This is a genomic window from Anaerocolumna chitinilytica, assembly GCF_014218355.1.
GTDB classification, from domain to species: Bacteria; Bacillota; Clostridia; order Lachnospirales; family Lachnospiraceae; genus Anaerocolumna; species Anaerocolumna chitinilytica.
Genome location: NZ_AP023368.1, coordinates 2984617 through 2998372, shown reverse-complemented (window position 1 = coordinate 2998372; position 13756 = coordinate 2984617). Strand labels below are relative to the sequence as shown.

The 13756-nt window shown below is 36.2% G+C and carries 18 protein-coding genes; 1 reads left to right on the top strand and 17 read right to left on the bottom strand.

The window, feature by feature from the left end; genetic code table 11:
* Positions 1-4 precede the first annotated feature (4 nt).
* The gene (locus bsdcttw_RS13020; RefSeq protein ID WP_185255300.1) at positions 5-685 is read left to right on the top strand and encodes a YjjG family noncanonical pyrimidine nucleotidase; all 681 of its coding nucleotides are present in this window, start codon (positions 5-7) and stop codon (positions 683-685) included.
* A gap of 2 nt (positions 686-687) precedes the next feature.
* On the opposite strand, the gene bsdcttw_RS13015 is transcribed toward bsdcttw_RS13020, so the two are convergent.
* The 17 genes from bsdcttw_RS13015 to bsdcttw_RS12935 form a co-directional block, all read right to left on the bottom strand.
* Positions 688-1212, bottom strand: coding sequence for a cysteine hydrolase family protein (locus tag bsdcttw_RS13015; protein ID WP_185255299.1), 525 nt, complete (start codon positions 1210-1212; stop codon positions 688-690).
* Positions 1213-1284: 72 nt separating this feature from the next.
* Entirely contained in the window at positions 1285-1833 is a 549-nt protein-coding gene (locus bsdcttw_RS13010) for a DUF1697 domain-containing protein (RefSeq protein WP_185255298.1), read from the bottom strand.
* A 228-nt stretch (positions 1834-2061) separates the two neighbouring features.
* Positions 2062-3765 carry a GMC family oxidoreductase N-terminal domain-containing protein gene (locus bsdcttw_RS13005; RefSeq protein ID WP_185255297.1) on the bottom strand — a complete coding sequence of 568 codons (1704 nt, stop codon included), beginning with the start codon at positions 3763-3765 and terminating at the stop codon, positions 2062-2064.
* Between the two features lie 14 nt (positions 3766-3779).
* The gene (locus bsdcttw_RS13000) at positions 3780-4376 is read right to left on the bottom strand and encodes a hypothetical protein (RefSeq protein WP_185255296.1); all 597 of its coding nucleotides are present in this window, start codon (positions 4374-4376) and stop codon (positions 3780-3782) included.
* Between the two features lie 153 nt (positions 4377-4529).
* Entirely contained in the window at positions 4530-4925 is a 396-nt protein-coding gene (locus bsdcttw_RS12995; protein WP_185255295.1) for a VOC family protein, read from the bottom strand.
* A 218-nt stretch (positions 4926-5143) separates the two neighbouring features.
* On the bottom strand, positions 5144-6019 hold the full coding sequence (locus bsdcttw_RS12990) for a YitT family protein (protein ID WP_185255294.1): 876 nt from the start codon (positions 6017-6019) through the stop codon (positions 5144-5146).
* Between the two features lie 144 nt (positions 6020-6163).
* The gene (locus tag bsdcttw_RS12985; protein ID WP_185255293.1) at positions 6164-6415 is read right to left on the bottom strand and encodes a TIGR04076 family protein; all 252 of its coding nucleotides are present in this window, start codon (positions 6413-6415) and stop codon (positions 6164-6166) included.
* Between the two features lie 47 nt (positions 6416-6462).
* Positions 6463-6924: a DUF5301 domain-containing protein gene (locus tag bsdcttw_RS12980; RefSeq protein ID WP_185255292.1), complete on the bottom strand. Its 462-nt coding sequence runs from the start codon at positions 6922-6924 to the stop codon at positions 6463-6465.
* A 131-nt stretch (positions 6925-7055) separates the two neighbouring features.
* Entirely contained in the window at positions 7056-7574 is a 519-nt protein-coding gene (locus tag bsdcttw_RS12975) for a hypothetical protein (RefSeq protein WP_185255291.1), read from the bottom strand.
* 1 nt (position 7575) lies between these two features.
* Positions 7576-8094, bottom strand: coding sequence for a hypothetical protein (locus bsdcttw_RS12970; RefSeq protein ID WP_185255290.1), 519 nt, complete (start codon positions 8092-8094; stop codon positions 7576-7578).
* Positions 8095-8147: 53 nt separating this feature from the next.
* A complete protein-coding gene (locus tag bsdcttw_RS12965; RefSeq protein ID WP_230989128.1) occupies positions 8148-8648 on the bottom strand; it encodes a CDP-alcohol phosphatidyltransferase family protein in 501 nt (166 codons plus the stop codon).
* Between the two features lie 602 nt (positions 8649-9250).
* Positions 9251-9799 (bottom strand): metalloregulator ArsR/SmtB family transcription factor, encoded by a 549-nt coding sequence (locus tag bsdcttw_RS12960; RefSeq protein WP_185255289.1) that lies wholly within the window; start codon positions 9797-9799, stop codon positions 9251-9253.
* Between the two features lie 72 nt (positions 9800-9871).
* Positions 9872-10240 (bottom strand): hypothetical protein, encoded by a 369-nt coding sequence (locus bsdcttw_RS12955; protein ID WP_207726401.1) that lies wholly within the window; start codon positions 10238-10240, stop codon positions 9872-9874.
* 83 nt (positions 10241-10323) lie between these two features.
* The gene (locus tag bsdcttw_RS12950) at positions 10324-11316 is read right to left on the bottom strand and encodes an aminopeptidase (RefSeq protein WP_185255287.1); all 993 of its coding nucleotides are present in this window, start codon (positions 11314-11316) and stop codon (positions 10324-10326) included.
* A gap of 555 nt (positions 11317-11871) precedes the next feature.
* Positions 11872-12345, bottom strand: a complete 474-nt coding sequence (locus tag bsdcttw_RS12945; protein ID WP_185255286.1) for a helix-turn-helix domain-containing protein — start codon at positions 12343-12345, stop codon at positions 11872-11874.
* 177 nt (positions 12346-12522) lie between these two features.
* Positions 12523-13071 carry an NADPH-dependent FMN reductase gene (locus tag bsdcttw_RS12940; RefSeq protein ID WP_185255285.1) on the bottom strand — a complete coding sequence of 183 codons (549 nt, stop codon included), beginning with the start codon at positions 13069-13071 and terminating at the stop codon, positions 12523-12525.
* A gap of 39 nt (positions 13072-13110) precedes the next feature.
* Complete coding sequence (locus tag bsdcttw_RS12935) at positions 13111-13752, bottom strand: NAD(P)H-binding protein (RefSeq protein WP_185255284.1); 642 nt, start codon at positions 13750-13752, stop codon at positions 13111-13113.
* Positions 13753-13756 lie beyond the last annotated feature (4 nt).

Below are 13756 nucleotides of genomic sequence, written 5' to 3'. Positions count from 1 at the left end.
AGATATGAAATATGAAATGCTTTTATTTGACTTAGACGATACTCTTCTAGATTTTGAAGCCAATGAAAGAGAATCCTTAGAAAAGCTTTTTACCGATAATGGTTTTGCATTTAATAAAGAAATATTTGACACATATCATAGAATCAATAAAGAATTATGGAATGGTTACGAAAAAGGGACTTTGGATTTAAATGAAGTACTGAATACCCGATTTTCTAAAACCCTGCATCAGCTAGGTCAGACAGTGGATGGAGTACTGTGGGAAATGCAATACCGCACATTATTAGGTCAGGGTTATCAGCTTATGGAAGGAGCCTATGACTTATGTCAGCAATTATCAAAATCCCACCGGCTCTTTATTATTACCAATGGAGTGACAGAAACCCAGCTTAACAGGCTTCGGCTGTCAAAACTATATCCTTTTTTTGAAAATATTTTTACATCCCAGGAACTTGGATACCAAAAACCAGCTAAAGAATTCTTTGATTACGTTAAAAAACATATCAAAGAATTCAAAGCTGATAAAGCACTTGTTATTGGTGATTCCTTGAGCAGTGATATAAAAGGCGGTTACCTTGCAGGAATTGATACCTGCTGGATAAACCGTAAAAATACGGAAAATACATCAGGAATTCCAATAACCTATACAATTACAAAGCTGCCTGAATTATACAGCATACTCTAAAACTACTTTGCAAGGAGTTCTTCCAGTGGTATGACCTTAGCAAACCGGTTATTCCAGATTGCATATTGAAAGTACTCGTGGAGCTGCTTTCCGGTAAGATACGGATTATCAACAGTTGAGGTGGTGTCTTCGGGAATAATCACTTCATAATCCAGGTCAAAAGCAGATTTTAATGTAGCATCAATACAGTATTCGGTCTGCATACCTGTAAGGATTATTTTACGAATATTCTTACTGTCCAGGTATTCTTTTAAACCAGTCTTTCGGAAAGCACTATTAAATCTTTTATTAAATATCTTATCGGTATCCAGAGGGGTGATTTTGTGGAATATCTGAAATCCCTCTGAACCTTCTTCCAGTTCTGTTCCCTGTTCGTCAATATGACGGACATAGATAATCTCGATTCCTTTATTTCTTGAATAAGCTATAAGCTTTTGAAGGTTTTCGATGAGTATTTCTTCTTGATAGGGATGCTCTTCCATGATGGCATTCTGAACATCAACAATAAGTAAAACCGTATCTTTCATAATATTCTCCTTTATTTGAACCAATTGTTTGAATTGGTCTTAAGTTTTTATTTTCATTGAGGGATAAGACAATTATTCGTTCAGAGTTTTATATATTTTTTCAATGGTATTGATATTACGGGAAGTAAGATAGCTTTTATATCGTTTCTTACCAAGGACCTTTGAACCGAATTCTGAACTTAAGGTCGAACCTTTTGGAACTGTCCAAAAAGCATCTGTTTCTGTCACAATGTAATCTTCCAGGGGTTCATGAGGAGTTTCAGTAAAGAGAGCCTTTAACTCCTCTAATATTTCTTTGTTATCACAAATCAATGAATAGAGATGATAGTCGCCTGGAACAGTAAGGGTTTTACCAGTACTTAACAACTCTTCTATTTCCCCTTTTTCCCGCAAGAATACATTAGCATCGTATTGAAAATAACTGCTTAAATGTTTTTCTATTGCCTGTTTCAGTTCTTCTTTCCCAAGATTATCAGGGGTATCAAAGATTACATTTCCCGATGCCTGTATTGTTGAAATATCTGTAAAGCCCATTTTTTCAAAAGCAGTCTTAAGGTCAGCCATCTTCATAGAAGTTCCTTTAACATTTACTCCCCGAAGGAAGCAACAGATTTTTTTCACTGTTTTTACCTGCCTTTCATTGGTATTTTTCACTTACTGTTATTCTATATAATTAATTTTAAGTAACCTTTGTTAATTTCTTAAATATAACACTGAAAACAACAGGTGCCATATTTTTATTTTAACATACAACCGGTATTTTGAAAATATAAGCCTTAATATAAAAAATTGGGGCTGTTGCAAAATAGCCATAATTGCTATTTTGCAACAGCCCCAAAAGATATAAGTTTAGGAAGCAAAATATTTTTCTATTATTTTTTCAGCAGTCCTGGTTGCCAATGCCTGATTGGTCAGGGTTGGATTTGGTCCGCCTATTCCGTTGTAAATAACGCTATTATCTGCAATGTATAGTCTCTTTACCTGATTTGCCTCGCAATTGGTATCTGTTACATACCCCATACGCATAGAACACATGATATGTAAGAAGGTGGTTGGCGGCCAATTGGCACGAACTATGGTTTTGGCACCGGCTTTTCTGAAAATATCACAAGCTACGGACACCATTGCATCACGCCTTACGATGTCGTCCGGGCTTGGCTGATAGGTGATAACGGGTAAAAATCCATTTTCATCTTTGGCGTATGGATCGAGAGTTACACTATTACTTTGGTTTACATCATCGTTTGTTAAAATAAGGCAGTTTAGCGTTCTCTTGTATTGACGCATGAAATCCTTTAATTGTTCGCCGACAATCATACCTTCATAATCCCAGGGAAGGCCGGCATCCACTTTCTGTAGTGCACTGTAACCTTTATAACTGGTACCATATGCCAAGCCGGAATAAAGGCCTGGAGAGATTCCGGTCATTAATAAGGCACCGTAACCCGGATAATCAAAGCGTACGGCAGAATTCTGCCCTACGAAAGGCTTAACGTCTGATACTCCAATCGCATCCATAATGGCATCTTCATCAAATATTCCGGCCACATTATCAAACCAATGGTTAACAAGGCCTTTCCCTACCCAGGGGTTTTCTGGAAGCTCAGAATTCAGCCATAATCTTGGTGATTCAATTCCGCCAGCTGCAAGGACAATAACCTTAGCTCTTAATTCTCCGGTTTCATTGGTCCAGGTATTCCGGAAAATAACTCCGACTGCTTCTAATTGATTATCCGCACCATTTTCAGTCAGTATCTTAGTAACAAAAGTATTCGGTCTTATTTCTACGTTGTTGGTACGAAGGGCCAATGGTATGTAACTGACCAAAGTGGAGCGTTTTGCTACGCTGTCAACAGTAGGCCCAATATGGCAGCCATTCACACAATGGCCGCGAAGGGTGCAGCCAATGGAGGTATTGCTCTTAAAATCAAAATCAGGATCATTAATCAGCGGATTAGGAGGAATAATAGCATTAGGGTCCATTCGGTATCCGGGAGTCCTTATATCCGGTGAATCTAACTGAGTCCAGCCAGCCTTTTTACACCCATAGATGAATAAATCTTCCTTTGCAGTTGCAGCAGCTGGTCTGACGGGAAGGGTTGCCTCTACTTTTTCATAATATGGTACCAATTCATTATAGGATATTGGCCATATATTATCTACTTCCTGAGGATAGGCGCGTGGAGAATTTGCATAATAATGCAGCGTACTGCCTCCCACTCCGGAGTTCTGCCATGCAAAACCACCGGATGAAAATATACGATACCATGGCGGTTTGCTTCTATCGGCAGGTCCCCAGCGAAATTTACCGGAGACAAAATCATTCATATCATCCTCAAGGTCTGTAAAGGAGGTTTTTAACAATTCCATACTAAGGTCACTGTAACTTGAACTGCCCACTCCACCTGCATCCTCATTGGGAGAAGGCCAATTTTGATTGCCATACCAGGGACCGGCTTCCAAAACGATTACCTTTAGACCTTTCTCCCCAAGCTCTTTTGCTGCTACCGCACCACCGCCGCCAGCACCAATAATTATAACATCTGCATCCATTCAAATTTCTCCTTCTACATAGTATTTCGCAGCGCGTGATATCCAAGAGAAGGACCGGGATAATCAATCTGCTGCCAGCTGAACGGGTAGAATTCCAAGTGTCTTTGGTTCGGCGGAAGAATTCTTGTATCACCGTAACCATACCATTCAGAATAATAACCGAGCATGGGTACTCTGTTTATAAAACCATAGATATATAAAATGATATCTGGATTATCAGAAAAAACCTGAGGGTAGTTAGCCGGAAATGCAGAGGCCATCTGCAGTAATTCTATTGCCTGCAGTCTTTTTTCCGGTGTAGAATTAGAAAAGCTTATATTGGAGTTTTGGGGATTGTTATCAAACCCTTCTGAATTAACAATTTGTGCAGCCAAGTTTAGAATCTCCATCGTAAAGTTTGCCATCGGATAATAGAGATTCTGTAAAGACAGTATCAAATATTGGTCGATATATGCATCCAAAGCCCCGTAATATTGGATTAAACCATAATCCTGTGCCAGATGGGGAGTTCTTGGAATAATCGTATCTACTAACGCCTGAAAGGTATCTAATATACAGGCCATATGGGCATTTTCATTATCCTGCTCTTGGGGAAAGAATGTCCAATACATTTCTAAAACAACTCCTGTTAATTGCTTTTTATCATTATATTAGATTGTTCAGGAGAATATAACTGAATCGGTATATTTTCAATAAAGAGACAGCCGTAACTGGATACATGGAATTTTATTAACTGCCAGGTTTAGTAGTTAATTCTACCCCACCTATGCAAAGCAAAAAGGATGTCCAGCCGGATCAAACAATACTACCCAGTCTTCGGAATACTGGTTATCAGCTTTTACCGCACCGCAGGCAATAGCATGCGCTATTGCGGCCTCCAGGTTCTCTTTTCCGCCTACGCTAAAGTCAAGATGAAGCATCTGCTGCTGTTTGCCAGGTTCCTCCGGCCATACGGGAGGTACATAATCTTCGTTGCTTTGAAAAGAAATTCTTGTCCCCTTGGAGGGAGAAACAATACTGGACCAGATGCCAGGCTCTTCAAATTCCTTCTCCCAGCCCAATAGATGGATGTAAAAATTAGTCAAGGTCTGGATGTCATTACTGTCCAATACAACAGAGACCAGATTAATCTGTGGTAAATTTTTATTATTGTTTTCCATATGAAAACTCCTTTCTTTCATATCCACTCTTAGAATGGAAACATCCCTTGGTATTGCAGATAACTCTGTACTAGGTTTATCAAGTTATACCAGATATTGGTTACAAACCTATAATAGCAGAAAAAACCTGACAACATACTGTCAGGTTTTTTGCGTGTCTTATAAATATGTGCATATCAACTTCTGCAACGATGTTAATATTTGTTACTCTTATGGGGTTACTTAATATATTTCTTACCCAAGCTGAAACCTCGGCCTCTTACCTCACTAACACGGCTGATAATTACAAAAGCCTCTTCATCAATATCATGTACAAGCTTCTCTACTTTTGCAAGTTCTCTGCCGGAAATTACGCTAAGGACAATATCAGTATCATTTTCTAAGTAGCCGGTTTTACCATGTATTAAGGTCACACCTCTGTCCACTTCCGAAATAATCGCTGCCTTAACCTGTTCAGATTTACTGCTTACAACCTTTATCTGCATTCTGCTTGTTCCAAGCATGAGCAGTTTATCAATAATAATCGTATATGTGAGTACCAGAAGAATACCATAGAGTACCTTTTCGCCGTTCTCAGACATTCCTTTTAGAAGGAGTGCCTGCAGTGCCAAAATGATACAGTCTGCAATATAAAGGGTTATAGAAACCGGAATGCGAAAGAACTTATATAATATCAAAGGAGGAATATCCATACCGCCGGTACTGGAACCAACTCGTATAATCAGAGCAATGGAAGTTCCGATACAGATCCCGCCAAAAACGGTACATAAGAGTATATCACCAGTTAATGTGTATCCTCCCCAGGCATTACGCAATATCTCAAGAGCAATAGGATAACAAAAGGTACTGATTAATGTTGTAAAAGCAAATTTCTTCCCTAAAATAAATAGACCTAAAAAGAACATAATAACATTAAAGCTGAATACAAAATAGGATACCGGAAGTCCGGTAAGATGATAAATACATAATGCAATACCTGTGGTGCCCCCTGTAATAAGTCCTGAAGGCATAATGAATAATACTATTCCTGCTGCATAGATAAAATTTCCTATAATAACAGTCAGTATTTCTAAAACAAACCTTCTTCTGTTCATAAATCCTCCCAACATAAAAAATGCGCCTGTTAAGTTTTCCCTAACAGACGTGGATCGAGGCTTTCGCCTAATACTTTTTTTGTTATCTAATTATTAATATTTATACCATACTTATAATATAATTTCAATCTAATTATACATGGTTTATTTCATTATAATCTCACCATGGATACATACCCTCCCGCCATCCGGACATCTGGCGTCAAAGCATTTGGCTTTTATATTCCCATAATCGAGACTGCCGCCATTTAATAAAGTATAAACTAAAGGGTATATATTATGCCACAGTTCGTGGCATAATGGCGGGCATATATCACCCACAACGTATTCATCACCTGCTTTATGATAACCGCTTCTGCATGTTGAAGCAGTTATTGTTAACTTAACCATATCCATTGTACACCTCTGTGATAGTAAGTTTTATTAGTTTATATCAGCCTTAATTATGGATTAGCAAAAGCATAATGAGGAGTTGATGCAATACCGTCAGTATAAATATGAGTTAAATCTTTATAGGCTTTCTTTGTCAGACGGTAAATACCGGAGTATGGTTCTTCAGCATAAAAAGATTTGCCGTTCTGATAAATAAAGAAGGTACGTATTCCGTTTTCACTATGAAGCTCTGCTTTATAATACAGGTCTGTATAAGGGGTATCGTTAACCGTGGACTTTTCGGTCTTTTGTGCTTTCCCCAATAAATCCATAACTTTTATGATTTGATTGTTGTCTGTTAATGTTAAAGTTTCCTTCGTTTCATGAGAAGCATATTTGGTGAGATTAATTGATGCAATATCGTCTGTTAAGGACGTTTTCAGTATCTCTTTAGGTCTTAACAGTATGATACAAAGTACTGCGAAAGCAATAATTCCTGCGCCAACAACCGCTTTTACAAGGCGTATTCTCATCTTTCTATATCCTCCTCTCAGAAGTCACTTTATAAGGCTTTCATAAATTTGTTTCACATCTTGAGTTATATTTTGTTATTCACAAACCGAAAAATAGCTCATCAGTTTACTTTTATTCTTAGAAGTAATAACTAAAAATACAAGGAATACTTGCCTTCCGGAAATTCTGACTGTAATCCCAGAATTCTAGGCCATAGATCCTCTCCGGCAATTATATATCCCATCAGCATCCCAATATGCATATCCAGATGTCTGTGTTGTGCCATTATGAGATGGAATCTGGTATAAGGGCATTTATCTGGTTTTTCCAGAAGTTTCTCGTCATCTAGACCATCCAGATAGGTAAGAATCTTCTTGCGGACATTATGATAATATTCTTTTAGTAAGTTTCTGGACAAAAATCCCTCGGTAAGGGCGTCAAGATCGTTAAGTCCTTCCTTATGAAATGCAGGTTCCTCATAGACCAGGGGATTAATATACCACATATCAAGAGAATGCAGGGTATGATAGACATGCTTCCACACTGGCATGTCACAGTAGAGTTTTTCCCAGTAGGAATCAGGAATAGCATCAATAACATTATTTAAACTCCAAAGAGTTCTTGCGGTCTGATCTTTAATAGAATCTAAGAAATTGCATGGGATTTCCATGTCATGCCTCCTTGTTATAATATTCTGCTTGGGTTTTCATTAATTCCTTTATTTCTGAAAGATTATCTTTTTTATAATGAAACACGGAAACCAATTCTGAGCCACAGCGGAATACGCTTCTTCCGTCTTCATATGTATAGATATAGCCTTGAGTACCATCACACCTGCCACAGCCATAACATCCGGTATATTTCCCGCCAAAGTCTTCAATTACCCGTTTAATCCCCTGACTAAAAATATCAGAATATTCTTTAGCAGCAAAAAATCGTAGTCTTAAGCCTGGAATTGTCGTTTCCTTGTATTTGCATCCGTCATGTTTTTGCTCATACTGTTCCATTTTTAAGATTGTTTTTTTGACTTTATTGTTTCTAAAATCAATAGTGATGTCCTGAGTTTTATTTCTTACAGGGCAGTAACCTAATACTACTGCGTATTCTGCCAGTTCCAAAAACATATCCCTATAAGGCTCTTCAAGCTGGCATAGAAGCTCATTCATTACCATTTGATGTTTATCCTTCATCTTAGGCTCCAATCTATGTACTTTGACTTGTATAAAATTTTGCTACTGTTCCATTATTTCTTGGTTTTGTGCTTTTGAATGGCAAAAAAGGATTTTACGTCTGGGTTTAATATTTCAGAAGTCATGTTAATAATTAATTCTTCCGATGCAGCAAAGGTTGCTGAAATAAACAGGAGAAATACAATCGGAAGGAATTCGGTAAATGTATATAGTACAGGAAAACAAAACAATAAGCCACCAGTTATTTTATTCATATTAGTATGTAAAAAAGCAAGAGAATGAAATTTTCTAAAACCGGTTAGCAGAGTTAAAACTTTTATAATGATAATAAAACCAAGCCATATTAACATCCACTCAGATAATTTAATTCTTGTTATCAGTACAGATATGACTATGGTTATAAATACAAAATCAGCTGTACTATCCAGTGCTGCTCCCAAATTGGTAACAGAATTCATTTTTCTTGCAAGAAATCCATCTATCATATCACTGATTCCGCAAAGTATATAAAAAAAGAAAAACCACCCAGACATTGGTACGGTAAACAGTAGCACCAGAGAGAAAATAATTCTGGTTAGGGTAATGAGGTTTGGAAGATTTTTTATGATAGCTGCCTCCTTCTGGAGTTATATGTTTTTATTAACTAGTCAAATAAAAATAGCATACTGCTAATTTAAATTTAGTTATATATTACCATATTAAAATCAGAAAGTCGATTCTTTATCTCGTTGGAATATTATTTAAGAGTCAAGCCAAGGGAGATTCTAAAATCTTTGTTCATTTGCTTCAATTATTTTAACACCCAATGGACTCAATCGATTAAAGTCAAAACAAGAGTATACAAATTAAGGAGCATATCAGAATGGTAGGTTTTCAAGATGTGAGCTATTTTTGTTCAGCTTTCGGAAGTTTGAACAAATGAGCCCAATAGAATTTAAAATATTACATATATATCATTAAAGGGCTGTTGCAAAATAGCCATAATAAAACTAAAACAGGACTGGGTGTATAATAATATATTTTGCGTTGACTGGCCGAGCTCTTCTTGTGAAGCGGAGCGTTTTGAACGAGCGAGGGAAAAGCAGCCAAATGTATTATAATACACCCAATCCTTTCAAAAGAGTAAATTAGCTATTTTGCAACAGCCCCTTGCAGATTATTTCAACTTATAGATATTTCCTGTTCGTTCCAATAATCCTTCGGATATCATATCCCTTCTGAGAGTGCAAAAATCATCATGGAAGTCAGCGATTATTATATTGATTTCTCGCTCTGAATATTCTTTTCCATTTTCAAAGGCTTTTGCGATTTCCTCCAGTATAATACGCTCCTTTTTTCTCTGCGCAGGGATTGATTTTAGTCTGCCGTATTCAAAGAAGGCATTTATCACTTTTTTACGGTAGTTATTTTCGCGTTCTTCCTGTTCCTTGGCATCGGGAGTTTCCTCCTTGATTATATCTAAGATGTTAGTAATAAAGATATCCTTGCACAAGGAATACATCATATAGTATTGATCTTTATAGGAAGTCACCGCTCCTGCATCTTCTAACTTTTTAAGATGAAAGGATATGGTTGCAGGTGTTAGATTCAATCTTTCAGCAAGTCTTTCCACATACATATCTTCTACTATTAATGATTTAAGGATTTTCATTCGTGACTTGTCTGCAAGGCATTTAAAAAGCTTAATTGCTTCTGCTTCTGTCATTTTAACTCCTTTCGTAAATATCAAGCTACACCTTGATAATGCGGAATAGATATTTGTTTCTAGTTAAGAACCTTAATTACTTTCCCAAAGTGTTAAAAACGTATTTCGAATTTCCTCAAGAGTTTGCAGCTTTATTTCTTCAATCAGTATTTTTTCATAGTCTTGAAATTCCTTCCCAGATTCAAGAGAGGTCTTCCAATTTGCCGGAATCGTTTCGAGTTTTTCAAGAAAGAGTTTCTTAATGTCATCTAGTTCCAAAGCTTTTTGTTTTGTGATAACCTGGAATACTGTTTTAAAAATCTGATATACATTCGTTTTTACTTTTTCATGATCTGCTTCATCTTTTCGGTTATCCTTTATTAATTCCTGAGTCATATCTTGAGATGCCTTTATGGATATATCCAAGTATTTTAGAAATTCAGTATTTTTGTTTTCCATCATATATTCTCCTTGTGATGCGTTAAAGTGCATATATAAATCAAAAATTGTTCTTTGATTATCATACGGTAGCGTCTTTAAGTAAATTATTTTAATTCAATGGATGCGGTTCCAACGAAATCTATATGTAAATCAGCGTTGTTTTTTCCGCCGAACATGCTATTATCGCCAATAGCAATATGAAAGGTACCAGACATCTTTTCATCTAATACGGTATAACCTGTAATACTTAATATATTATCATTACAGCCGAAGCCAAGTTCACAAACTGTCAGGTTCTCCTTTGAATTTTTTTCCAGAAATTGATTAAATAAATCTGAATTACTGCTTATTATAACACCATCTTTGATTGTCAGAACTATATTCTCAAATACACCGGTATCTTCCAGATAGAGTCTGTTATAAAAAATAGTACCTTCTGTTTGATCTTCTACAGGAGCAATGTATACTTCACCACAAGGCCAATCACCGTCACCACAATCTGCTATCCAATCTCTGTTTTCGGTTACAAGCTTTAATATGCAATTGTCTCCGGTGTGCAAAAGGATTTCCTTTGCTTTACTCAATTCTGTTATTTTCTTCTCACAGGTTTCTTTTAACATGTCATAATCAATATCATATGCTTTTGTCATACGCTCAATAAATTCTGAGGGTTCCAGACCTGATTCTTTTGCATTTTCAGCTGTTGGTATACGAATTTGGGTAAATCGCTTCTTTTTCATAAAAACATGAAAAATATTCTGCATATAGGACAAATAGTAATCCATCTGTTCCTTGGGGAGTTCGTTCTCTAAAACTATCGGCTTATAAGTAAATATATCAAGTACCGCATCAACCTGATTGAATATAGAATAATATTTATCATTATAACTTGCTTGTGAAACAGATTTGAAAATATTACTGTTATGGGTTCTGGATTGCTGCACTTCCATTGAAGAAGCACCAAGCTCAGCTACTGCAACAGCAAATTTATGCATTAAATCAATATCCCTGTCCTCACCCCAAAAGTGAAGCAATATTAATTCTCCCTGACTGACTCCACTGGCTTTTACAATTTTTTTAATGATATCTGTTTTCATATAAATATCTCCTTTTTGATTAGATGTTCATCTAAATATATTTACATTATACTTATAACACATATGTTTTGTCAATATTGATTATATAAATATCTAATTAGATTATACAATTACAAATATATATTAGTAATAATAGATTTAGGCATTCATATAAAGTAATTCATAAAAAATACCAGATGAAATATCGGATTTACCGGTATTTCATCTGGTATTATGAGGTTAGGATGTAGACCTAATATTTAAACTGAATGCAGGATTTTATTTATTATAAGGATTTAATTACGTTCATAATGATATTAAACGGACTATTTGGGAGTCCTCGCACCTGTATATAACTTACATGAGCCTCCTTTTTATCAATTGAAACTACTTTATAGCAACGCCAATAAATAAATCCCTCTCGTCATGATATTGAAACAATACAATAACGAAGGGATTATATATTTCTTTCAAGTTTCCAAGAAATTTAAATTCAAAATATAAAAGTCCAAATATGCATAGGTATTTAAAATAATAGTTTGGATACATAAGATAAATTAAACCATTACGACAGCATTATTGATTATGTTCGTCTAAGAGCTGGAAAACCATTTTATCATACTTTGCTTTTCTATACCATCCTATCCCAATCATTGCAATTCCGGTAAGTATGACAACTGTCCTTATAATTGAAAGAGGTGAAAACAAGCATGAAATTACTATACCAGTGCCAGCACCAGTAAAAAAATCAATGATTGATTTTTCGTGCCGGATATTTTTGATTTTGTTTAGTGTTTCTATTAAATTTTCATCTGCTTTCATTTTAAACTCCGAATCTTTTAGATGTTGCGCACATAAAAGTTCATTTGCGCTTATACCCAATTCTGTACATAGTGTTGTAATAAGTGAAATATCCGGCATATAATTTCCGTTTTCCCAACGGGAAACTGTTTTGTTTGTAACACCAAGTTTTTCACCAAGTTCTGACTGAGTCATACTTTTTTCATTTCTTAACTCAGCTATAAATTTACCTATCTGCCTTTGATCCATAGTAGATACCTCCTTTAACAAAAGCAATTATAACAAAAATTCTTATTTATGTATTCCCCATGGATAGCGAATTGCATTTTTATATAGATAAGCGGCTGCTTATCATGCTGAGTGTAATTTGAGTAGAAATGAAATTAGGGCATACAAGTTATTTATGACTTGTATGCCCTATATTAATTAAGATATTTTTTCAACCCAGGAAGTAAAAGCACCTAAGAAACTATCAATAAACTCTTTTGTACCTGCATTGTTTAAGGCACCGCTTTCATCAATTAAGGTGTGGTAAGAACCGATATACGCTTCAGGCTGGGCAAGAGTTAATACATTTAGAAAAGCAAGTATCTGACGCAGATGATGATTTGCACCAAAGCCGCCAATTCCACCTGGAGACTGGCTGATAATGGCACCCGGCTTGCCGTTCCATACATTTTGGCCATATGGTCTTGAACCTACATCAAGTGCATTTTTTAACGCTGCAGGAATTGAACGATTGTGTTCCGGTGTGATAAAAAGTACACCATCCAGAGCCTTTATTTCATTTCTAAATAAGGTATACTCCTTAGGGTCTGCACCATCATAATCTTGATCATAAAGAGGGAGTCCGCTAATATCAATAATTTTAAACTCAAAACCTTCTGGAGCATGACTCTTTACATACTCAGCGATACTTCCGGAAAAAGAATTCTTTCTTAAGCTGCCTGAAATAATACCAATTAATTTACTCATAATTATACCTCCAATCATTTTAATAAATTTATGTGATAATTACTGATTACATACTGTAAATCTTGTGCGGATGAATCGTGGATTTTCTATTTCATTTAAGATTGCTACTGCCATTGTTCCGCTTGTTACGAGGGATTGGCCATTTGCAGATGCCAAGAGATGATCTTTACCTATCACTGGAACAGTTGCATCTCCGGCTACAAACTCCGCCGAGGGAGACACTCCCACCCAGTTGACATTTTCAATACCTCGCAGGAAGTTAAGGGTCTTATAGGCTTCAATTGGAATAGAAATCCAGGATTCCGTATCCGGAAAAGTTTTTAGAGTGTCCAAAAACAGTTCCTCTTTCTGATCTAGTAAACTGGCTGCCCCGAGAATAAAAAATAATCGTGGGCTTTCTGTCTCTCTGAAGAAAGAAATCAATTTTGCAGCTAAGTCAAGATGTAAATACGCTTTATCCGGAGTCGTTGCAAAAGCGTTTATGATAACGTCGAAATCCTGAAGATCTGATTTTGTTAGGTTAAATACATCTTCTTCAATTACTTTTACATCGTTTCCCAGTAAGGAGACAGCTTTGTCTTTATTTCGTACGATAACGGTAACATCATGTCCGCGAGACACACTTTCTTTGTATAGTGCGGTACCGGCCATGCCGGTTGCACCTATAATTGCAAGTTTCATAATA